Origin of the sequence: Flavobacterium sp. (assembly GCF_044376915.1) — a bacterium.
In the GTDB taxonomy this organism is placed as follows: domain Bacteria; phylum Bacteroidota; class Bacteroidia; order Flavobacteriales; family Flavobacteriaceae; genus Flavobacterium.
Window position 1 is genome coordinate 1 of sequence record NZ_JBILKB010000029.1, and the last position, 22953, is coordinate 22953.

At 36.1% G+C, this 22953-nt stretch carries 16 protein-coding genes and 1 pseudogene; 10 read left to right on the top strand and 7 right to left on the bottom strand.

What is annotated here, in order from left to right; all coding sequences use genetic code 11:
- The 3 genes from ACIQ6Z_RS04640 to ACIQ6Z_RS04650 form a co-directional block, all read right to left on the bottom strand.
- Positions 1 to 324: ribonuclease III domain-containing protein (locus ACIQ6Z_RS04640; protein WP_396209767.1), on the bottom strand; the 324-nt coding region annotated here is incomplete at its 3' end.
- Between the two features lie 4 nt (positions 325 to 328).
- A complete protein-coding gene (gene fabF, locus ACIQ6Z_RS04645; RefSeq protein WP_396209768.1) occupies positions 329 to 1582 on the bottom strand; it encodes a beta-ketoacyl-ACP synthase II in 1254 nt (417 codons plus the stop codon).
- Positions 1583 to 1778: 196 nt separating this feature from the next.
- Positions 1779 to 2015 carry an acyl carrier protein gene (locus ACIQ6Z_RS04650; RefSeq protein ID WP_007137004.1) on the bottom strand — a complete coding sequence of 79 codons (237 nt, stop codon included), beginning with the start codon at positions 2013 to 2015 and terminating at the stop codon, positions 1779 to 1781.
- A 173-nt stretch (positions 2016 to 2188) separates the two neighbouring features.
- On the opposite strand from ACIQ6Z_RS04650, the gene purN reads away from it, so the two are divergent.
- On the top strand, positions 2189 to 2755 hold the full coding sequence (gene purN / locus ACIQ6Z_RS04655; protein WP_396209769.1) for a phosphoribosylglycinamide formyltransferase: 567 nt from the start codon (positions 2189 to 2191) through the stop codon (positions 2753 to 2755).
- Positions 2756 to 2771: 16 nt separating this feature from the next.
- Entirely contained in the window at positions 2772 to 3251 is a 480-nt protein-coding gene (gene rnhA, locus ACIQ6Z_RS04660) for a ribonuclease HI (RefSeq protein WP_396209770.1), read from the top strand.
- Between the two features lie 34 nt (positions 3252 to 3285).
- Here the strand turns inward: rnhA and ACIQ6Z_RS04665 are convergent, their stop codons facing one another.
- On the bottom strand, positions 3286 to 4194 hold the full coding sequence (locus ACIQ6Z_RS04665) for a DUF6268 family outer membrane beta-barrel protein (protein WP_396209771.1): 909 nt from the start codon (positions 4192 to 4194) through the stop codon (positions 3286 to 3288).
- Between the two features lie 217 nt (positions 4195 to 4411).
- Between ACIQ6Z_RS04665 and ACIQ6Z_RS04670 the strand changes: the two genes are divergently transcribed.
- Positions 4412 to 5341 carry a PfkB family carbohydrate kinase gene (locus tag ACIQ6Z_RS04670; protein ID WP_396209772.1) on the top strand — a complete coding sequence of 310 codons (930 nt, stop codon included), beginning with the start codon at positions 4412 to 4414 and terminating at the stop codon, positions 5339 to 5341.
- A 132-nt stretch (positions 5342 to 5473) separates the two neighbouring features.
- On the top strand, positions 5474 to 7372 hold the full coding sequence (locus ACIQ6Z_RS04675; RefSeq protein WP_396209773.1) for an amidophosphoribosyltransferase: 1899 nt from the start codon (positions 5474 to 5476) through the stop codon (positions 7370 to 7372).
- A 231-nt stretch (positions 7373 to 7603) separates the two neighbouring features.
- Here ACIQ6Z_RS04675 and ACIQ6Z_RS04680 read toward each other — a convergent pair whose 3' ends face one another.
- On the bottom strand, positions 7604 to 8209 hold the full coding sequence (locus ACIQ6Z_RS04680; protein WP_396209774.1) for a superoxide dismutase: 606 nt from the start codon (positions 8207 to 8209) through the stop codon (positions 7604 to 7606).
- 107 nt (positions 8210 to 8316) lie between these two features.
- Here ACIQ6Z_RS04680 and ACIQ6Z_RS04685 point away from each other — a divergent pair, with 107 nt between their 5' ends.
- The 4 genes from ACIQ6Z_RS04685 (at position 8317) to ACIQ6Z_RS04700 (ending at position 17095) form a co-directional block, all read left to right on the top strand.
- Positions 8317 to 11505 carry a UvrD-helicase domain-containing protein gene (locus ACIQ6Z_RS04685; RefSeq protein ID WP_396209775.1) on the top strand — a complete coding sequence of 1063 codons (3189 nt, stop codon included), beginning with the start codon at positions 8317 to 8319 and terminating at the stop codon, positions 11503 to 11505.
- Positions 11506 to 11534: 29 nt separating this feature from the next.
- Positions 11535 to 12728, top strand: a complete 1194-nt coding sequence (gene kbl / locus ACIQ6Z_RS04690) for a glycine C-acetyltransferase (protein ID WP_396209776.1) — start codon at positions 11535 to 11537, stop codon at positions 12726 to 12728.
- Between the two features lie 104 nt (positions 12729 to 12832).
- Positions 12833 to 14260, top strand: coding sequence for an OmpA family protein (locus ACIQ6Z_RS04695; protein ID WP_396209777.1), 1428 nt, complete (start codon positions 12833 to 12835; stop codon positions 14258 to 14260).
- 63 nt (positions 14261 to 14323) lie between these two features.
- Entirely contained in the window at positions 14324 to 17095 is a 2772-nt protein-coding gene (locus ACIQ6Z_RS04700; RefSeq protein ID WP_396209778.1) for a PD-(D/E)XK nuclease family protein, read from the top strand.
- Positions 17096 to 17119: 24 nt separating this feature from the next.
- Here the strand turns inward: ACIQ6Z_RS04700 and ACIQ6Z_RS04705 are convergent, their stop codons facing one another.
- Together ACIQ6Z_RS04705 and ACIQ6Z_RS04710 are read right to left on the bottom strand one after the other, a co-directional pair.
- Positions 17120 to 17902: an alpha/beta fold hydrolase gene (locus ACIQ6Z_RS04705; RefSeq protein WP_396209779.1), complete on the bottom strand. Its 783-nt coding sequence runs from the start codon at positions 17900 to 17902 to the stop codon at positions 17120 to 17122.
- Between the two features lie 124 nt (positions 17903 to 18026).
- Positions 18027 to 19319, bottom strand: coding sequence for an aminopeptidase P family protein (locus tag ACIQ6Z_RS04710; RefSeq protein WP_396209780.1), 1293 nt, complete (start codon positions 19317 to 19319; stop codon positions 18027 to 18029).
- A gap of 166 nt (positions 19320 to 19485) precedes the next feature.
- Between ACIQ6Z_RS04710 and ACIQ6Z_RS04715 the strand changes: the two genes are divergently transcribed.
- Together ACIQ6Z_RS04715 and ACIQ6Z_RS04720 are read left to right on the top strand one after the other, a co-directional pair.
- Entirely contained in the window at positions 19486 to 22266 is a 2781-nt protein-coding gene (locus tag ACIQ6Z_RS04715) for a glycosyl hydrolase (protein ID WP_396209781.1), read from the top strand.
- A 378-nt stretch (positions 22267 to 22644) separates the two neighbouring features.
- A pseudogene (locus ACIQ6Z_RS04720) lies at positions 22645 to 22953 on the top strand (succinate dehydrogenase); the annotation flags it as partial.

Genomic DNA, 22953 nt, shown 5'->3' on the forward strand with positions numbered 1-22953 from the left:
GCGTCCCAATTCGTTTAAGTGTTCCCGGCTCACAATTTTTGAGCGCATTTTTGTCAAATACCCTTCGTCACCAGATGGCACTTCATTGTAGAGATGAGCAGCAATAACACTCCCCAGCATGGCGTCACCTAAAAATTCCAGTCGTTCATAGTTAAAGGGATTACCTTTGTCGTCTAGCTTATTAACCGATCGGTGTGTAAACGCCTTTTGATAATAGTTAAGCTCTTTAGGTTCAAAACCTAAAATAGTAGTGATTTTTTTAAAAAAAATCCCGTCTTCTGGAGAACGGGAGTTTTTTGTTATTTTATGCAATAGACGACGCATGCAATTAGTTTTCTAATTTTTTAAATAACACGCATGCATTATGACCTCCAAAACCAAAGGTGTTGCTCATGGCTACTTTGATTTCGCGTTTTTGCGCTTTATTCAACGTTAAGTTTAATGAAGGATCAATATTTTCATCCACCGTAGTATGATTGATGGTAGGAGGCACCAAGCTGTTTTGCATCGCAAGTATAGATGCAATAGCTTCAATCGCACCAGCTGCTCCTAATAAGTGACCCGTCATCGATTTTGTAGAATTGATGTTGATGTTTTTAGCATGATCACCAAAGACATGGCTGATTGCTTTCAATTCGGCAACATCGCCTAGAGGAGTTGAAGTACCATGCGTATTGATGTGATCAATCATATCGGGGGTCATACCCGCATCGCGCAAGGTGTTTTCCATTACGGCAATTACACCAATTCCTTCAGGATGTGGAGCGGTTAAGTGGTAAGCATCCGAAGACATTCCGCCACCGCCAACTTCACAATATATTTTAGCACCACGTGCTTTTGCATGTTCATATTCTTCTAATACTAAAGCACCAGCACCTTCACCTAATACAAACCCGTCACGAGTAGCATCGAATGGTCTTGAAGCGGTTTCCGGACTTTCATTTCGAGTTGAAAGCGCGTGCATAGAATTAAATCCGCCCATACCCGCAATGGTAACAGCAGCTTCCGAACCTCCCGAAATAATAACATCACACATCCCTAAACGGATGTAATTGAAGGCATCAATTAATGCGTTAGCCGAAGAGGCACAAGCCGATACCGTTGTATAATTTGGACCCATATACCCATTTCGCATGGAAATATGAGCAGGCGCAATATCAGCAATCATTTTAGGGATAAAAAACGGATTGAATTTTGGTTGGCCGTCGCATTTTGCATAATACAAAACTTCTTCTTGAAACGTTTCTAAACCTCCAATTCCGGCACCCCAAATTACCCCAACGCGATGTTTGTTTATGTTATCGTGCGTAATTCCAGCATCTTTAATGGCTTCGTCACTTGCTGCAATTGCATATTGTGCAAATTTATCCAATCGACGCGCTTCTTTACGATCCATATAATCTTCAATGTTGAAGTTTTTAATTTCACATGCAAATTTGGTCTTATGTTTTTCTGTGTCGTAATAAGTAATAGGTGCGGCACCACTTTTCCCAGTAATCAAACCTTCCCAATACTCTTGAATACTATTTCCGATTGGAGTTAATGCACCAAGACCGGTTACAACAACGCGCTTTAATTGCATAGTTTTTAATTTTCAGTTAATATAAAAAAACCCAAAGTGCTTTTAATAATTACTAAAAGAAACAATGGGTATTACATATTTTTTTATGGTATATGATTGTAATACAATCAATGTTTGCAAAATCTTTAAAAGATTTAAAACGTAAGGTAAAAAATAATAGCACCCATAAAATGTTCTCTTATGGATGCCTTACATATTATTTTTTTGCTTCCTCAATGTAAGAGATAGCTTGACCTACAGTAGCAATGTTTTCAGCTTGGTCGTCTGGAATTTGAATATCAAATTCTTTTTCGAACTCCATAATAAGCTCAACAGTGTCTAATGAATCAGCTCCTAAATCGTTAGTGAAGCTTGCTTCTGTTACAACTTCGTTTTCGTCAACTCCTAATTTGTCTACGATAATCGCTTTTACTCTTGATGCAATGTCTGACATAATCTTTTAATTTTTAATTTAAATTGTTGGCAAAAATAAAAAACTTTATTTTAAAACCACCTTTTTGTTACTAAATATGACCACGAATTTAAAAAAAATAATTCACAAAGGGCTCTTTTTTTTATTTTTTACCAATTTTTATTCTTTTTTTTGTGGAAGGAAATACCATAGTAATGAAAAAAATAGTTCTTTTTGCCTCCGGTAATGGCTCTAATGCCGAAGCCATAATCCGTTATTTTGAAAATCAATCCCTTGCAACGGTTGTTGCTGTTTTTTCAAACAAACCCGAAGCAAAAGTATTGGATCGAGCAAAAAACCACAATATTCCGTCTTTTGTATTTACTAAAACCCAATTAAATGAAGGCTTTGTTCTTGAAAAATTGGAACTCTTACAACCCGATTTGATAGTTTTAGCTGGATTTTTATTGCAGTTTCCACCTTCCCTATTAAAGGTGTTCCCAAATGTAATCAATATTCATCCTGCTTTGCTACCAAAATATGGCGGAAAAGGGATGTATGGCATGCATGTACATCAAGCGGTTTTAGACAACAAAGAGCAGGAAACCGGAATTACGATTCATTATGTAAACGAACACTATGATGAAGGGGAATTTATTTTTCAAAAATCAGTAAATATCGAAGCATGCAATACGCCTGAAGAAATTGCGCATAAAATACACGAATTGGAGCATCAATTTTTTCCTGAAGTAATTTCAGGTATATTATCTCAAAACTCATAATGTTTAACTCGTAACTATGCCTCACGAAGTCCACATATACACAGACGGTGCTGCCAAGGGAAACCCTGGCCCGTCGGGCTATGGCGTGGTTATGGAAATGGTAGGAACGCCTTATAAAAAAGAATTTTACGAAGGTTTTCGTTTGTCGACCAACAATAGAATGGAATTGTTAGCCGTAATCGTAGGATTAGAAAAGCTCAAAAACCCAAAAACCAAAGTATTGGTAGTTTCCGATTCTAAATATGTAGTAGATGCCGTAGAAAAACGTTGGGTATTTCAATGGGAAAAAATCAATTTTAAGGCCAAAAAAAACCCTGATTTATGGCTGCGTTTCTTGAAAATTTACCGCCAACATCAAGTTGACTTTCAATGGGTAAAAGGACATAACAACCACCCACAAAACGAACGTTGTGATCACTTAGCTGTTATGGCCTCGCAACAAGAACAATTGTCAATCGATGAATTTTATGAAAGAGAAGAGGAAAAATTGATATAAAGAGCTAAAAAAAGGAGCCTTTCAGCTCCTTCTATTATTTTGTTTCTTTTGTCAAATCAAATCGATAGATCGCATCAAAACCTACATATAGTGAGGAATCAAATTCCGAGTTTAAGCGCGTTCTTTTATCAGTACTCAGCGGGAAAGTTAAAACTTGTGCGCCTACTTTTTGATTGCTATTAAACACACCATAATCAGTAGTGTCAAATCCTACTCTTCCTCTTAAAATAATTGAATTATCCATCATGCCAAGGGCCGCATAAAATGCGAAACGAATCGACTCTTCTTGTACGTAGTTGTCTGAATTAAGTTGAGATAAATTATAGGATTTGATAGAAGTTAGCAAATCAGACCCTACGCTAAACTTTTTACTCAAGGCATAATTTGCGTCCATACGGATGGGTAACGTAGCATTGATGTAAAATTTACTGTTTTTAGATCGGTGCCAAATACCAATTAATGGCGTTATGGTTGAGCCATGGTTTTCAGATGATGCGTATACTCCAAATTTAACTTTTGAAGTTTCATTGTATTGGTAATCTAAAACGGCTAGTCCACCAAATTGAAAATCATTTGAACCAATGTTCTCAAAATCAGAGGCGATTTTTGGAAGAAACACATAAGTACCAGACCATTTCTCAGAATGTTGGTATTTCATCCCTAAATTGAAGCGCGTCATAGTTAAACTGCTTCTATCAGAGTTTGGACTTAAGTTTAATCTTGTATTTTCAACAGTAAAGCCAGTTAACAAAACGGCTTTCTCAGACAATTTTTTTGGATAATAAACCTCCATGTTCAAGTTGTTTACACTGGTTTCATAGTTGTTATCTATGTTGCCTAGTGTGGTATTGTTTACAGAGAGTTTAAGAATGTCAACATAATCTTGTGCGCTAGCGGATAAGGTAAATAACGCAAAAAAGAGCATTAATTTAATTTTTTTCATGTTTTTTAGTTTAGTAATTAAAATCAAAAATACCATTTAGCAGTTTAACTTTACCAATAAAAATAAATTATTAAATTATAACTATTATAAGAATTATTTATGATACTCATAATCAAGAATAAAAGAGCAATAGTTCCTAGGGTAGAATTATACGGAATAACTTTTTAAACTTTGAAACTAAAGTTTTATCTTTGCCTCTTATTTCAAATTCATTGTAATGAACAAATTATTAATTGTAGGAACAGTTGCTTTTGATGCTATAGAAACCCCTTTTGGAAAAACCGATAAAATCTTAGGAGGAGCTGCTACCTATATTGGGTTATCTTCTTCTTTTTTTAATGTAGATGCTGCCGTTGTTTCTGTAGTTGGTGAAGATTTTCCTAAGGAATATTTAGAATTGTTAGAAAATAAAGGGGTAAATATTGAAGGAATTGAAATGGTAAAAGGAGGTAAAACTTTCTTTTGGAGCGGTCGCTACCACAATGATATGAACTCAAGAGATACACTAGTCACAGAATTAAATGTTTTGGCTGATTTTAATCCGGTAGTCCCACAAAATTATAAAAATGCCGAAGTAGTAATGCTCGGAAATTTACACCCACTTGTTCAAACGGGTGTTTTGAATCAAATGTCCACGACACCTAAATTAGTGGTTCTTGATACCATGAATTTTTGGATGGATTGTGCCTTGCCAGAGTTGCTAGAGGTCATTAAACGGGTGGATGTGATTACTATTAATGATGAAGAAGCCCGCCAATTATCTGGAGAATATTCTCTTGTAAAAGCAGCGGCTAAAATTCAGACCATGGGGCCAAAATATGTCGTAATTAAAAAAGGAGAACACGGGGCGTTAATTTTTCATAACGAACACATTTTCTTTGCCCCAGCATTGCCATTAGCAGATGTTTTTGATCCAACAGGAGCAGGCGATACGTTTGCAGGAGGTTTTTCAGGATTTATTGCACAACAAGGCGATATTTCTTTCAATACCATGAAAACAGCAATCATTCAAGGATCTAATTTAGCCTCATTTTGTGTGGAGAAATTTGGAACAGAACGAATGGTGAATCTAGATATAAAAGAAGTAAATGCAAGATTAAAACAATTTAAAGCATTAACTCAATTTGAAATCGAATTAGAAGATTAAAAACCTGCCTCGAAATTTCGGGGCTTTTTTTGTTTGAAAAATAAATTTAAAAACAATAGAACATAGTTTAATTTTCATTGAATCTATGGAATATAAATAGAATTACAACAACCAACAACACCAAAACAACTTATGAGTGACGCTATACAACACGAATGTGGAATTGCCTTGCTACGATTAAAAAAACCGTTAGAATTTTATAAAGAAAAATACGGAACTGCATTCTATGGAGTACAAAAAATGTACTTGCTCATGGAAAAACAGCACAACCGCGGACAAGACGGCGCCGGATTAGCCAGCATTAAATTAGACGTCAATCCGGGAGAACGCTACATCAGTCGTATTCGATCAAACGACCCACAGCCCATTAAAGACATTTTTGCCCAAATCAACGATAGGATAGCTCGTGAATTAGAAGAACATCCCGAATATGCAAATGATGTAGCCTTGCAAAAACAAAATATTCCGTATTTAGGCGAAGTGTTTTTAGGCCACGTACGTTATGGTACTTTTGGTAAAAATAGTATCGAAAGTGTTCACCCTTTTTTACGACAAAACAATTGGATGCATCGTAATTTAATTGTGGCGGGCAACTTTAACATGACCAATGTTAAAGAGTTGTTCCAAAATTTAATCGACTTAGGTCAACATCCAAAACAAATGGCCGATACGGTGACTGTGATGGAAAAAATAGGACACTTTTTAGATGATGAAGTGACCGAATTGTACAAACAATGTAAGTTGGAAGGCTACACAAAACAAGAAGCTTCTCCAGTTATTGGTGACCGTTTAAACATTCAACGTATTTTAGAGCGCGCTTCTCGAAATTTTGATGGCGGTTATGCCATGGCTGGACTATTAGGACACGGCGATTCTTTCGTTTTGCGCGATCCTGCAGGAATACGTCCTGCTTATTTTTATGAAGACGACGAAATTGTAGTGGTCGCCTCAGAGCGTCCTGTGATTCAAACAGTTTTTAACGTATCTTTTGAAAAAATACAAGAATTAGATCCAGGGAGTGCTATTATCATCAAGAAAAACGGCTCAGTTTCGGTACAAGAAGTGCGAACACCATTACTGAAAAAAGCCTGTTCTTTTGAGCGAATTTATTTTTCTCGTGGAAGCGATGCGGAAATTTACAAAGAACGCAAGGCCTTAGGGAAATTAATTTTCCCAAGCGTGTTAAAAGCTATTGATAACGATACCGATAACACGGTTTTTTCGTACATACCTAACACTGCAGAAACGTCTTTCTATGGCATGTCGGAAGCAGCACAGGATTTTTTAAATCAACGTAAAGCTCAGGCCATTATTGAACAAAAAAATAACTTAACAGAAGCTTCTCTACAGGAATTACTTTCGGTAAAAATTAGAACGGAGAAAATAGCTATTAAAGATGCTAAACTCAGAACGTTTATTACCGAAGACAGTAGTCGAGATGATTTGGTTGCACACGTGTATGATGTTACCTACGGCGTTGTAAAACCCACCGATAATTTAGTAATTATTGACGATAGTATTGTGCGAGGGACTACCCTGAAACAAAGTATCATTAAAATGATGGATCGTTTGCAGCCGAAGAAAATTGTGGTAGTTTCTTCAGCGCCACAAATTCGGTATCCTGATTGCTATGGCATTGACATGGCGAAATTAGAAGGTTTGGTAGCATTTAGAGCCGCTTTGGCTTTGTTAAAAGAGCGCAATATGTACCATATCGTCGAAGAAGTCTATCAAAAATCGAAAGCACAAGAAAATTATACTGATGCTGAAGTTGTAAATTATGTAAAAGAAATTTATGCGCCATTTACCGATCAAGAAATATCGGATAAAATTGCAGAAATGCTCACGCCTGAAGGAACAAAAGCAGCGGTAAAAATTATTTATCAAACGGTAGCAGATTTACACTTGGCTTGTCCAAAAAACCTAGGCGATTGGTATTTTACAGGAGATTATCCAACCGATGGTGGAAACCGAGTAGTAAACCGCGCATTTATGAATTTTTACGAAGGAAAAGACGCTAGAGCATACTAAAAAATGCAGTTCATCGAGTTTTTGTGCTATTGAACAATTTTTTTGTGGGGAACTAATAACTTGTAGTACTTTAGACTTACCAAAAAATTAGTAGGTTAAGTTTTATGGTAAATTTGGGGCAAAAAGGGTGAAAGCAATTTCACCTTTTTTATTTTAAATTCAAAGGGATACAATATAAAAAAGCCGAGAAACTGTTATGCTTCTCGGCTTTTTTTGTTATTCGGGATAAAATTAAAGAGCCGCTTTAAATCGTTTGGATACCTCTTCCCAATGGATCACACTGAAAAATGCTTCAATATAATCGGGACGACGGTTTTGATAGTTCAAATAATAAGCATGTTCCCATACATCCATACCTAAAATAGGTTGTCCGCCACACGCTACGCCCGGCATTAATGGATTGTCTTGATTTGGCGTCGAACACACTTCTAATTTTCCATCTTTTACACACAGCCAAGCCCATCCAGAGCCAAAACGAGTAGCACCAGCTTTAGCAAATTCAGCTTTGAAAGCCTCAAACGAACCAAAAGCAGCATCGATTGCAGTGGCTAATTCTCCCGTTGGTAATCCGCCACCATTTGGCGACATAATTTCCCAAAACAAACTGTGGTTGTAGTGACCTCCACCGTTGTTTCTAACGGGCATGTTGTTCATGTCAAGATTTTTCATTAACGCTTCAATAGACATTCCGTCCATATCCGTTCCGGCAATAGCTGCGTTTACATTCGTAACGTACGCATTATGGTGCTTTGAATGATGAATTTCCATTGTTCGAGCATCAATATGTGGTTCTAATGCATCATATGCATAAGGTAATTGTGGTAAATCAAAAGCCATGATATTTTATTTTTAGATTAATAATATTTTCACCAAATTTACAAATTAAACTTTGTAAACAAAAATAGATCCTTTCTATAGCACTATAATTAAGACAAATATAACATTTGGAAACAACAGCTTTTACGATTTATGATGCTTCTGCAGGATCAGGAAAAACCTACACGTTGACGAAAGAATATCTGAAAATTCTTTTCTTAGCGAATACCGATGATGCGTATAAAAAAATACTGGCCATTACGTTCACTAACAAAGCGGTTAACGAAATGAAAACCCGAATCGTTTCCAGTTTGTATGAATTTTCTATACCTACTACTTCTGATAAGGCAATGGAATTGCTCAAAGATGTCGTTAAAGAAACCAAATTGAGTGAAGCAACGATTCGCGAAAAGGCCAAAGCAATCATCAAAAACATCATTCATAATTATGCAGCATTCGATATTTCAACGATCGATAAGTTTACCCATAAAGTCATTCGTACTTTTGCACAAGACTTGCATTTACCGCCAAATTTTGAAGTGTCATTAGATACCGATGTTTTGCTTCAAGAAGCTATTGATTTGGTAATTTCCAAAGCGGGTGAAGACCAAAGTTTGACCCAACTTTTGATTGAATTTTCTAAAGATCGTACAGACGAAGATAAAAATTGGGATATTTCTTCCGAATTATTAAAGGTAGCTCAATTGATTACCAATGAAAACAATTCCGAGGAAATCAAAGAGCTTTCTGAAAAAAGCATTGCCGATTTTGGAATCATCAAGAAAAAATTACAAGCGGCAAATACCCAATTATTAGCAGAATGCCAATCGATAGCGCAAGAAGTATTAGCGACTATTGATGCAAATGGTGTTTCGCGAAAGTCATTTTATTCGGGCTATGTTACCAATTATTTGGAAAAAGTAGCGGCTCAAAAATTGGTACAAAACCTAACAGTACTTCATTATTTAGACGGGAGCAAACCACCCTATTCAAAATCGGCACCCCAATCTGACAAGGACTTTATAGATTCAAATGCATCTCAGATAGAAGTTTTAGTTAAAAAAATCAATGAATTGGCTGGCAAATTTGCATTGTATGAAGCGTTCCTTCAAAATGTCAATCCGCTTTCCTTATTGAACACCATTTATCAAGAATTTAAAAAAATTCAAGAAGAACAAAATATCGTTTCGATATCCGATTTCAATACCATTATTCATAACGAAATTCAAAATCAACCTGCGCCTTTTATTTATGAGCGCTTGGGAGAAAAATACCGCCATTATTTTATTGATGAATTTCAAGATACCTCTGTCATGCAATGGCAAAATTTGATTCCCTTAATTGACAATGCTTTAGCTGGGGAAGATGCCTATGGAAACAAAGGCACCTTGATGTTGGTGGGCGATCCCAAACAAGCCATTTATCGTTGGCGAGGAGGTAAAGCCGAACAGTTTATAGACTTGGCCAAAGAAATCGATTCGACCAATCCGTTTTCAAATAAAGACAAACGAACCGAACGGTTGAAAACGAATTTTCGAAGTTACAGCGAAGTGATTGAGTTTAACAATGATTTTTTTAAACATTTGGCGCATCAATTCAAGAACGAAGATTATAAAAATTTATACGAAAACCTATCTAGCCAAAAGTGTAATTCCAAAACAGGCGGTTATGTCAATTTGAGCTTTATTCAAGTACCTGAAGATGATGCCGAAATAGAAGGCTTCGATGCTGAAAACGTTACGGTTACAGTAAAAGACAAGGTATATTTGAGTCAAACCTTACAAACCATCAAACAGTGTTTGGCCCAAAAATTTGACTATAAAGATATTGTTTTACTCACCCGAACGAAAGCACCGGGCGTTAAATTGGCCAATTTTTTAACCGAAAATAAAATTCCAATACTATCTTCTGAAACCTTATTGATTCAAAATGCTACGGAAGTTAAATTAATCATTGCTTTATTGCGTTTTTTGAAAAATCCAAAAGAAGAAGAGGCGAAAATCTACGTGCTCTATTATTGTGCAAAGTACTTGCAATCCGCATTGGATATTCACGATTTTATCTTGGCTACAAAAAACAAAAGCACGCATGAGTTAGAAGCCTATTTTCAAACGATAGGTATTTCAATATCGTTCACGGATTGTAAGAAAAAATCACTATACGAGACAGTTGAAACATTAGTTGCCGTATTTCTCAAAGACAAAGTTAACACGTCTTATTTGCAATATTTCTTAGATTTAGTTTTAGAGAAAGATGTAAAATCACAGTCGAGTATATCAGATTTCTTAGAGTATTGGGATAAAATGGGATTTCAGAAAAGCATTCCATCGCCCGAAGGTACTAATGCGGTTCGCATCATGACGATTCATAAATCAAAAGGATTGGAATTTCCAGTCGTAATTTTTCCTTTTGCAGAAGAAGATTTTTCGAGAAAAATTAAAGACAAATTATGGATACCCTTAGCTACTCCCGAAATTGATCTCCCAAGGGCTTTAATTAACAACAGAAAAGAAGTCGAAAATTATGGTGCCACAGCACAAACCATCTTCCAAACAAAAAATCAAGAAGAAATACTAGACACCATAAATTTACTATATGTGGCTTTAACTCGAGCTGAAGAACAGTTGTACGTTATTTCAAATAAAATAGTAACGCCCAAAGGAGAATTCGTAACATCAAATTTATCCTATTATTTTTTAGATTTTTTACGAACGATTGGAAAGTATGAACCGACTAAATTTAGTTATGAATTTGGCACACCCGAACGAAAATCTAAACACATTGAAGACAATAGAGCCCTTCAATCAATTGGGGTTGTCTCTGAAAAAATGAAACCCGCGAAAATCAAAATTGCGCAACGCGAAGCCTTAATGTGGGGTTCGGCGCAGCAAGACGCCATAGCTTTTGGGACAATTTTACACGAAATCATGGCTTTAATACAAACTAAAGAAACCGTTGACAATGCATTAAAGCAAGCCATCGAGTCGGGATTATTGTTGCTTTCACAACTAGAAGTCTTTAAAAAAACCATTCAAAACATTGTAGATCATCCCGAATTGAAAGTGTTTTTTGAGTCAGATGGTAAAGTTTATAACGAGCATACCATTCTTAAAAACGGCGCAAAAACCATCAAGCCTGATCGAGTTGTGCTTAAAGATCAAGAAGCCTATTTGTTAGACTATAAAACAGGTGAGAAGCACGAGAAGCATCGCGCCCAAATTAACGGATATGAAAAAGCATTACAAGAAATGGACTACCATGTAATAAAAAAAGTGCTTGTATATACAGGAGAAAATATAGAAGTAGTAACTTTGTAATCTTTAATAGCATCAAAACTTAACATATTATGTACGGAAAAATACAACAACATTTACAGCAAGAAATAGCTACCATTCAGGAGAATGGTTTGTTTAAAAAAGAACGCATAATTACGTCACCACAAGGTGCCGAAATTACCATTTCGACAGGTGAGACTGTATTAAATTTTTGCGCCAATAATTATTTGGGTTTGTCCTCTCACCCAGAAGTAGTTCAGGCGGCAAAAGACGCTTTAGATACACATGGTTTTGGAATGTCATCGGTACGATTCATTTGCGGAACTCAAGATATTCATAAAGAATTAGAACAAAAAATAGCGCAATTTTATGGTACAGAAGATACCATATTATACGCCGCAGCTTTTGATGCGAATGGGGGTGTTTTTGAACCCTTGTTGGGGGAAGAAGATTGTATCATTTCTGACAGTTTAAATCATGCGTCCATTATTGATGGTGTGCGTTTGTGTAAAGCGGCACGCTATCGTTATGATAATAATAATATGGCCGATTTAGAGCAACAGTTGATAAAAGCCACTGCAACGGGACACCGTTTCAAACTAATTGTTACCGATGGGGTATTTTCTATGGATGGGTTGGTAGCGCCATTGGATAAAATTTGTGATTTAGCGGATAAATATGATGCTTTAGTAATGGTAGACGAGTGTCATGCTGCTGGATTTATAGGTGGCACAGGAAAAGGTACTTTGGAAGCTAAAGGAGTAATGGGGCGCGTGGACATCATTACCGGAACCCTAGGAAAAGCTTTAGGGGGTGCCATGGGAGGGTATACCACAGCTAAGAAAGAAATCATTGAAATACTGCGCCAACGCTCGCGTCCGTATTTGTTTTCAAATTCGTTAGCGCCTGCAATAGTGGGTGCTTCTTTGAAAGTATTTGAATTATTAGAAAAGGACACGACACTTAGGGATCAGTTGGAATGGAATACCAATTATTTTAAAACTGGATTGCGCGAAGCAGGTATTGATTTTATTGATGGAGACTCGGCAATAGTACCCGTAATGTTGTATGATGCTAAATTAGCGCAGGTTATGGCAGAAAAGTTATTAACAAAAGGGATATATGTCATTGGTTTTTTCTTTCCGGTTGTTCCAAAAGATAAAGCTCGTATTCGCGTACAATTATCTGCAGCTCATACAAAAGAACATCTCGATAAAGCAATAAAAGCTTTTGTTCAAGTGGCTCAAGAATTAAAAATTATTTAGTAATATCTTCAAGAAATTTGTTTTTTTTCTTTAAAACTTTTTGTAGTTCAAAAAATATAGTACTTTTGTTTTAATTATAACGGATTGTAATTAAAAAATAACGTATGAAACAAGTAAACAAATTTTTTACAGCTGCCTTGATGTTAGTAGGATTAGTATCTCAAGCTCAGGACAGTAACAACCCATGGGCATTGTCTGTTGGGACAAATGCAGTAGACACTAGAGTTAGTGCTACTAGAAGTGGATTGAGCTTATTAGATAAACATTTTTCTCAAACTTTTGATGCAAAAGAGAATTGGAATTTTTTACCTTCGGTGTCTTACCTTAGTCTTACAAAGTATGTAGGTGATGGTTTTTCTTTTGGGGTGACAGGTTCTGCTAACAAAATTTCAAAAGTTGTTAATTTTGATCCTACTTCACCAAATGCTGATCCAAGAGGAATGGTGGTTTCAAATCCTGGAGATGTTACTTTTTTTGGAGTTGATGGTATCATCAGATATAGTTTTCAAGATATGATCAAATCTAAATGGTTAGAGCCATCAGCACACATTGGGGGAGGGTATACTTTCTTCGGAGATGCTTCTGCTGGAACCGTTAATGGAGGTGTAGGAGTAACATTCTGGTTTACAGAAGGTGTTGGATTATTTTTCCAATCATCATACAAACATTCTTATGATGATACTAGAACTGTTAATGTTGACGTTCCAGGATACATGCAACATGCAGCAGGTTTAACTTTCAAATTTGGAGGTAAAGATACAGACGGTGATGGAATTTATGACAATGAGGATTCTTGTCCAGAAGTAGCTGGTTTAGCTGCATTTAAAGGTTGTCCAGACACGGATAGTGACGGCATTCAAGATGCTGCTGATTCTTGTCCAGAAGTGGCTGGTTTAGCTGAATTTAACGGATGTCCTGATACAGACGGAGACGGAATCGTTGATGCTGAAGACGCTTGTGTTGATGTTAAAGGTACTAAAATGATGAAAGGTTGTCCAGATGCTGACGGAGACGGAGTAGCTGATAAAGATGACAAATGTCCTGCAGTTAAAGGAGCTAAAGAAAATGCAGGTTGTCCATGGCCAGATACAGATGGAGATAGCGTACTTGATAAAGACGATAAATGTCCAACAGTTGCTGGTACTGTAGCAAATAACGGTTGTCCAGAAGTTACGGCTGAGGCTATGAAAAAATTGAATGAATATGGAAAAACCATTTTATTCAACTCTGGAAAAGCATCGTTCCAAACACAAGCTTTCCCAATTTTACAAGCAATGGCTGCTATCTTAAAAGAGTATCCAACAGCTAATTTCTCTTTAGAAGGTCACACAGACAATACAGGATCTGATGTATTAAACCAAAAATTATCAGAAGAAAGAGCAGCTGCTGTTAAAAATTTCTTAGTTGAAAACGGGATTAACGCTTCAAGATTGACTTCTAAAGGTTTTGGTGAATCAGCTCCAGTAGAGTCAAACAAAACAGCTAAAGGAAAAGCAAACAACAGAAGAGTAGAAGTGAAATTAGTAAAATAATTTTTTTCTAAAATATACTAAGAAACGTCCCGATATTTCGGGACGTTTTTTTATTTTTATAAAATGAAATCAACTACTTTTTTAGACAAACTTTGTGCGACGTTATTAACCCTTTCCGAAAAGGAACTTTCGAATGTTACGATAGTGTTGCCGAATAAAAGAGCAAAAGTATTCTTATTAGAAAGTCTAAAAAATCAATTGTCGGGAACTGCGTTTGCACCAAACATCATTAGTATTGAAAATTTTATTCAAGACATCGCTTCCCTAAGAACTGTTGATTCCATTGAATTACTGTTTGAATTATATGAGGTCTATCAAACGGTGACTCCAAAAGTGCAACAACAAAATTTTGAACAGTTTGCCACTTGGGCTACAACCGCAATTCAAGATTTTAATGAAATTGATCGCTACTTACTCGAGCCTAAAAAAGTATTTAGTTATTTAGAAGCAATTGAAGCGTTAAAGCGTTGGCAAGTAGAAGCCTCAAAAACAACCAAATTAATTGATAATCACCTAGAATTTTGGGCAAAACTCCCCGAATATTATGCAGCGTTTTACACACATTTAGTACATAAAGGAATCGGATATCAAGGGCTTATTTACAGAGAAGCCGTAAAAAAATTGGAATCTTTTGTAGCAACTACAACCCATAAAATATATTTTGCAGGGTTCAATGCCCTCAATCAAGCAGAAGAAAAAATAATCAACTATTTGGCCAATGAAAACCGAGCTAAAATGTATTGGGATATCGATGCGGTTTTTTTAAACGATCCCCATCATGATGCAGGATTATTTATTCGGAAATACAAAAAGGAATGGAAATCTTTTGTGCATCAGGATTTTGAATGGGTAGTGAACCATTTTAGCGAGCAAAAAAACATCGAAATTATTGGGACACCAAAAAGTATTGGACAAGCCAAAATTGTAGGTACTCTCATTGAAAAAATTCAAATTACAAACCCTGATTTGGAGAAAACGGCTGTAGTCTTAGGCGATGAAAATTTATTATTACCTATATTATTTGGATTGCCCGATTCGGTTGATGCCTTGAACATAACGATGGGTTATCCTAGTAAAAACAATCCCGCCCAATTGTTGGTCAGTAAATTATTCAAGTTACATCATAATGCCAAACAGCGTAACGATAAAAGTTATACGTTCTATTATAAAGAAGTACTAGCCATTTTAAATCACCCACTAGTAGAGCCTTATTGTAAAGTGGAAGAAGTGGTGAATGTGATCAATAGTAATAATTTCACATTTTTTTCAAGAGACAAATTATTCCATTTATATGCTGAAAAATATCCAAATTCAACCAATCCGTTATTCGAGCTTTTGTTTGCCCGTTGGGATGAAATTCCCAAAATATTAACAAACATTCGTGAAATATTGCTCCATATTAAATCGCAATTGAGCAATGACAATACGGAAGAAAAAATGGCAAAAGCTTTTTTATATTCCATTTATAACACCATTATTAAATTAACCAATTATCAGGAAAAATATCAGCAAATTGAAAGTCTAACTGCATTACATGCTATTTATAAACAGATTGTTGATTTAGCAGAAGTCTCTTTTGAAGGCGAACCTTTGTCGGGATTACAAATAATGGGCGTGCTTGAAAGTCGGGTTTTGGATTTCGAAAATGTTATTATTACTTCGGTTAACGAAGGAAAATTTCCTGCAGGGAAATCGCAAAATTCTTTCATCCCCTATGATGTAAAAAAAGAATTGGGATTACCTACCTACAAAGAAAAAGACGCCATTTATTGTTATCACTTCTATCACTTATTGTTGCGTGCTAAAAACATTTGGTTGCTTTATAATACAGATCATGAAGGTATTGATGCGGGCGAAAAAAGCCGATTCATTACCCAATTGGAAATCGAAAAACACCATAGTCCAAACAGTACAATTTATAATGCAGTGCTTCCCGAAAAAGCCTATGATCCAATGGTTATTCCCAAAACAGATGCAGTAATTGAGCGTTTAGAAAAAATTGCTGTTGATCCGGGATTTTCACCTTCTTCACTTACAGGTTACATTCGAAATCCTATTCAATTTTACACGCAACGCATCCTTCGCATTAATGAAGCCGAAGATGTGGAAGAAAACATTGCGGCTAAAACATTGGGAATAATTATTCACAGTGCTTTAGAAGAGTTATACACTCCCTATTTGAATCAGTATTTAGCGTTGCAGCATATTGAGTATATGGAAACTCAAATTGATGCTGTAATTCTCAAATTCTTCAAAAAAGAGTATAAAGAGGGTGAAATTAACAAGGGGAAAAATTTATTGGCTTTTGAAGTCGCCAAACGAAATGTATACAATTTTTTACAACTCGAAAAAAAAGCAATCCTAGAAGAAAACGCAGCAATTAAAGTATTGCTTCTAGAAAAACCATTATCCTGTGAAATTCATTTGGATTCATTCGATTTTCCCATATTAATAGCTGGTAAAGTAGACCGAATTGAAGAGCGCAATGGCGTTATACGGATTGTCGACTATAAAACAGGAAAAGTAGATGCACACAGTCTAAAATTGAGCGATGTATTGACCATAACACCAGACGTTGAATATGAAAAAATTATTCAGTTACTTTGTTACGCCTTGATGTTTGAAAAGCATCCCTTACGCCAGGGCCGAGAAATTACAGCCGGAATTATATCATTTAAAAATATGAAGAGTGGGTTTTTACCTTTTGGAATAGGAAGTGGAAAAGATGTAAATACAGCAATTACCAGTGAAATGTTGGAAGATTTTAGCGTTATTTTAAAACTACTAATTTTAGAAATTTTCAATCAAGAATTACCATTTAAAGAAAAAGGGTAATATAAAAAGTGCCAATCCGTAGAGTTATATTTTTTTTAAAAAACCAACCAAAACGGTCACTAATTCCATCTGATTTTCAATGTGGCTCATATGGCCGTCTTCAAAAGTAATAAGTCCTACTTGTGTGTCTTTGATTTGGTCGCAATTTTCTGCATACAATAATACACCATCTTTTTTGCCTAATATCAATTGGATCGGATAAGGAGCAAAATGCAGCATTACTTCGCGGTCTTTTCTAATTTTCATGCCTTCTAATGCCGCTACAATTCCTTGAAGAGGGGTTTTTAGCGCCTCTAACTTAACGGCTTCAATTTGAGCGTCAAGTCGTTCGCGATTGTTTTCACTAAATAAATTAGCGATGCTCATGCGAATAAACGCCGAATAATTTTGTTTTACCGCTACAATCGCTCGGTCTCTATTGCGTTTTCGATCGTCGCTGTCGGCTCTTGATGTCGAATTAACCAATACAATACCTTTTACGGCTTCGGGATACAATTCGGCAAAAGCCAGCGCTACATAACCACCCATCGAATGCCCAATCAATACTGCTTTTCTAATTTTTAATTCGTGAAGGACATGATACACCACATCGGCTTGGTCTTCCATACTGTGTACATAGCCCAAACATTCGGTAGCACCATGTCCTAATAAATCGATAGTAATGAGGCGGTTTTTTTTTAAAAGTTCTGGCAAAATAGCTTTCCACATCGACTGATTTTCTAAAAAACCATGCAATAAAACAACAGCCGTCCCCTTTCCCTGGTCGGTATAACTGATGGCTGTATTTTTGAAATGTGTGGTTTTCATAAAGGCAAAGGTAGCGTATATAGGCAAAGAGCGCAACGTTTTTTCGTGAATGCATAAAAAAACGGTTCACTTTCGCAAACCGTTTTTTCTAAAAAGCTATAATCCGAAAATCTGATTATCCAAATTAGATATTCATTATCGATTCAATCTCGTCAATTTCAATAGGAATATTTTGCATTAAATTAAATGGTGCACCAGAAGATTGGATCACTACATCGTCTTCCAAACGAATACCAAAACCTTCTTTGGGGATGTAAATTCCGGGTTCTACTGTAAAGACCATATTGGGTTGCATAGGCTCGTGTAATAAGCCATAATCGTGCGTATCTAATCCCATGTGGTGCGATGTTCCGTGCATGAAATATTTCTTATAGGCTGGCCAATCCGGATTTTCATTTTGCACATCGGCTTTGTCAATTAATCCCAATCCCAGCAATTCTGATGTCATAATTTTACCCACTTCTACATGATATTGTTTCCACAAGTTACCGGGAACTAACATTTTTGTAGCTTCGTTTTTCACATTTAAAACGGCATTGTAAACCGCTTTTTGTCGGTCTGTAAAACGTCCTGAAACCGGCACCATTCTTGTCATGTCACTTGAATAATTGGCATATTCGGCTCCAACATCTAACAAGATCAAATCACCAGCATTACAAGGTTGGTTGTTTTCAATATAATGCAACACATTGGCATTATTTCCCGAAGCAATAATTGGAGTGTAGGCAAAACCTTTCGAGCGATTTCTCAGGAATTCATGTGCAAATTCAGCCTCAATTTCATATTCCATTACGCCAGGTTTAACAAATTGCAACACCCGTTTGAATCCTTTTTCTGTAATATCGCAGGCTTTTTGGATTAATGCTAATTCTTCACTTTCTTTCACAGAACGTAGGCGTTGAAGAATTGGATTTGATTTTTCCACTTTATGTCCGGGATAGTTTTCTTTCCACCATTTTACAAAACGGGCTTCACGGGTTTCGGTTTCTATAACGGCACGATAATGTTCATTAGTGTTGATGTATATTGTATTGGCATACGCCATGATTTCTTTCAGTGTTTTGTGAAAATCTTGTAACCAAATTACCGAACGAATTCCCGATACTTCAAAGGCTCGCTCTTTGGTCAGTTTTTCACCTTCCCAAATAGCAATATGTTCATTGGTTTCTTTTAAAAACAATATTTCTTTCAAATGTTCATAAGGAGCATCAGGGAAAAGCAACAAAATACTTTCTTCTTGGTCTACACCAGATAAATACAAAATGTCTCGGTGTTGCGCAAAAGGCAAGGTGCTATCGGCACTCACAGGATAAATGTCATTTGAATTAAAAACTGCCACACTATTGGGTTGCATTTGAGCAATAAATTTTGCTCTATTTTTAATGTATAACTGTCGGTCAATTGGATGATATTTCATGCTTTGAAAGATTGGTGATTCGTAATTATTGTATGGGGCATCTAAATTTCTAGATGGGTAAAAATATGCCTCAAAAATAAAAAGATAATCATGAAAAGATGTTAATTCCAGCAGAAATTTTGTAGAAGTGCAATGATTTGGTTATTTTTCAACAAAATTTTTCAAGATGAAACACCTCATTTTTCTTTTTTTAGTTATTACACAAGCGGTTATCGCCCAGACTTCTTTGTTTAATCAAGTGAAAGCTACAAATATTGGTCCCACAATCATGAGTGGTCGTGTGGTAGATATTGCTGTAAATCCTAAAAATCCTACTGAATTTTATGTGGCTTATGCTTCGGGAGGTCTTTGGTATACCCAAAATAACGGCACTTCGTTTTCTCCAGTAATGGACAATGCAACCACGATCAATTGTGGCGCTGTAACGGTAGATTGGAATTTGGGAACAATATGGGTGGGAACGGGCGAAATCAATGCTTCTCGATCTTCCTATGCGGGTGTTGGTGTTTTGAAATCCTCAGATAAGGGAAAAACATGGGAGAATCTAGGATTAACCAATTCGCATCACATCAGTAGGATTTGGGTAAACCCTAGTAATGTTAATGAAATAGTTGTGGCGGCTTTGGGGCATTTGTATACTACCAATAAAGAACGCGGAATTTACAAATCAACCGATGGGGGCAAGTCGTGGCAACAAACGTTATATGTTGCTGACGATACTGGAATTGTAGATTTAGCCGTATCTAATAGCAACCCCAATTTAATGTTTGCAGCGGCTTGGCAAAAAGACAGAAAAGCGTGGCATTTTGATGGAGATGGTGAAAAATCGGGCATTTACAAGAGTGAGGATGCTGGAAATTCTTGGCAGCGTATTACAACTAAAGCAAGTGGTTTTCCAGCTGATGAAGGCGTGGGAAGAATTGGTTTGGCGTTGTTCAACGAAAAGGTAATTTACGCCGTAGTTGATAATCAAAATAAACGACCAAAAACAGTTTCCAAAAACAAATTGACGACAATGTTGGCATCGCCAGGGGACGTTTCAGGAACATCAAATAAAGAAATCAATCAAGCATTAAAAGAAAGTGGGTTTAGCGAAAAATACCGTGCTGAAAACATCAAAAATTGGCTCGAAAATAACAGTTCATCACCTGCTTTGAAAGGGTTTTTAGATGCAAATAAAGCCCTTTTTGAAACAGAAGTAATAGGATGTGAAGTATACAAATCTGAGGATGGAGGGGTAACCTGGAAAAAAGCCAATAGCAATTACATCGACGACATGTATTATACCTACGGGTATTATTTTGCGAATATATCAGTAGATGCAACAAATCCAAATCGATTGTATATTGGGGGCGTTCCCTTATTGTTTTCTGCAGACGGCGGGAAAACATTTGAAGCCATTTCCAAAGAAAACGTTCACGCTGATCATCATGTGACGTGGATTAATCCAGAAAATCCAAATCACATTATTAATGGAAACGATGGCGGAATCAATATTTCTTATGATAATGGTGACCATTGGATCAAATGCAATAACGAAGCCGTGAGCCAATTGTATGCTGTAAATGTTGACGATCAAGAAAAATATAATGTATATGGAGGCATGCAAGACAATGGTGTTTGGTTTGGTCCAAATGATTTTCAACAGAATGTTGCTTGGCATCAGGAAGGAAAGTATCCGTATCAAGAATTGATTGGAGGGGATGGTATGCAAATTCAAGTTGACCCGCGCAACCCAAATGTGGTGTTTACCGGTTTTCAATTTGGAAATTATTATCGTATTGATCAAAAAGAGGGACAGTTTGATTTTATTTCGCCCAAACCTGCTAAAGACGAGAAGCCGCTTCGCTTCAATTGGCAAACCCCTATTTTATTGTCTTCTCACAATTCTGATATTGTATATATGGGATCTAATTTTATGCACCGATCTATGAATCAAGGCAAATCGTGGGAGAAAATTTCAGGCGATTTAACTAAGGGTGCAATTGATGGTAATGTAGCTTTTGGAACAATTACTACTGTTGCAGAGAGTCCCCTGCAGTTTGGTTTGCTTTATGTAGGAACTGATGATGGAAATTTGCAAGTTTCCAAAGATGGCGGTGTTTCTTGGCAATTGATTTCTACAAATTTACCTCAAAATTTATGGGTATCTAGAGTAGTTGCTTCTTCGCATCAAAAGGGACGAGTATACTGTACATTAAATGGTTATCGAAATGATGATTTTGAAAGTTATGTTTTTGTCTCGGAAGATTTTGGAGCTCAATGGATTCCTATTTCAAGCGGATTAACTCAGGCTGTAAATGTGCTAGTTGAAGATGTTGTAAACGAAAATATTTTATTCGTTGGAACCGACAACGGTTTGTTCATTTCCTTGGATAAGGGCGCTACTTGGCAAGATTTTTCATGCGGAATGCCAAAAGTTGCTGTGCATGATGTAAAGATACAGCCACGAGCCAAAGACTTAATTGTAGGGACTCACGGAAGAGCCATATACAAAGTAGGTATTGCAAAAGTGCAAGAATTGACAAGCACATTATTAGCAAAAAAAGTACACCTTTTTGAGTTAACCGATCGCACAAAATCAGAACGATGGGGTAAAAAAGCTTATGCTTGGGAAGCCGCTAATGCTCCAACTCAAGAAATTGTATTTTATACTAGCATTGAGGGTACTGCTGTACTTACTATTACAAACGATCAAAATCGGGAAGTGTATCAAAAAACAATTGCGCTAACCAAGGGGCTGAATTCATTTCCATATTCCTATGAAATTTCAAAAGAAGTTGCGGATAAATGGAATAAATCCGATAAAAAAATAGGGATTAAAGCAGCAGAAAACAACTGCTATTATTTGCCAGCAGGGAAATATAAAGTGACACTTACCACTGAAGATGCTTCAGCTTCAGCAACCTTTGAAATAAAACCGGCAAAAAACAAAAAATCTGAATAGAAAATTAGTTCTCAATTCAGCTTTTGTTAAAATTAGGATTCTTGTCTTATTTAAGAAATTTGAACTTCAACAACCGTAAAAAAAATCTTCTGTTGAAATTTTGAAGTAGGGGTTAAAAATTCATCGGAATTGTAAATTGCTGTCTGTCAAAAAATCAATGATTTAGGATGATTTTGTGCTAAATTTTGAAGGAGTTCAATACTTAATTTCGCTAAAATGATATACACATTGTGTGATATTGCGTATAACTATTTGATATTCAACAGTCGTTAAATTATTTTAAATTCATTATAAATTACAGCTAAAAGGTTGTAGTTAATTTCAAATAGCTGTATTTTTGTTTTGATTTTTATAAAACTATTACAATCAAATAAAATTATGGCAAAATCAGCACTTTTAAAGTCATCTATCGCAAAAAAATATTGGATGGCTCTTACAGGTTTATTTTTATGCTTGTTTTTGGCAGGTCACTTAGCAGGAAATCTTCAATTGCTTGTTCCAAACAATGCTTTGAATTTTAATCAGTATGCGTTATTTATGACTTCCAATCCGGCAGTAAAATTACTTTCTTACTTAACGTACATTTCTATTTTATTCCACGCTATCGATGGAATTGCTTTAACGGTTCAAAACAAAAAAGCGCGTCCAGTGGGTTACGCAAAAACAGATGGTTCTTCCAGTAGTTTA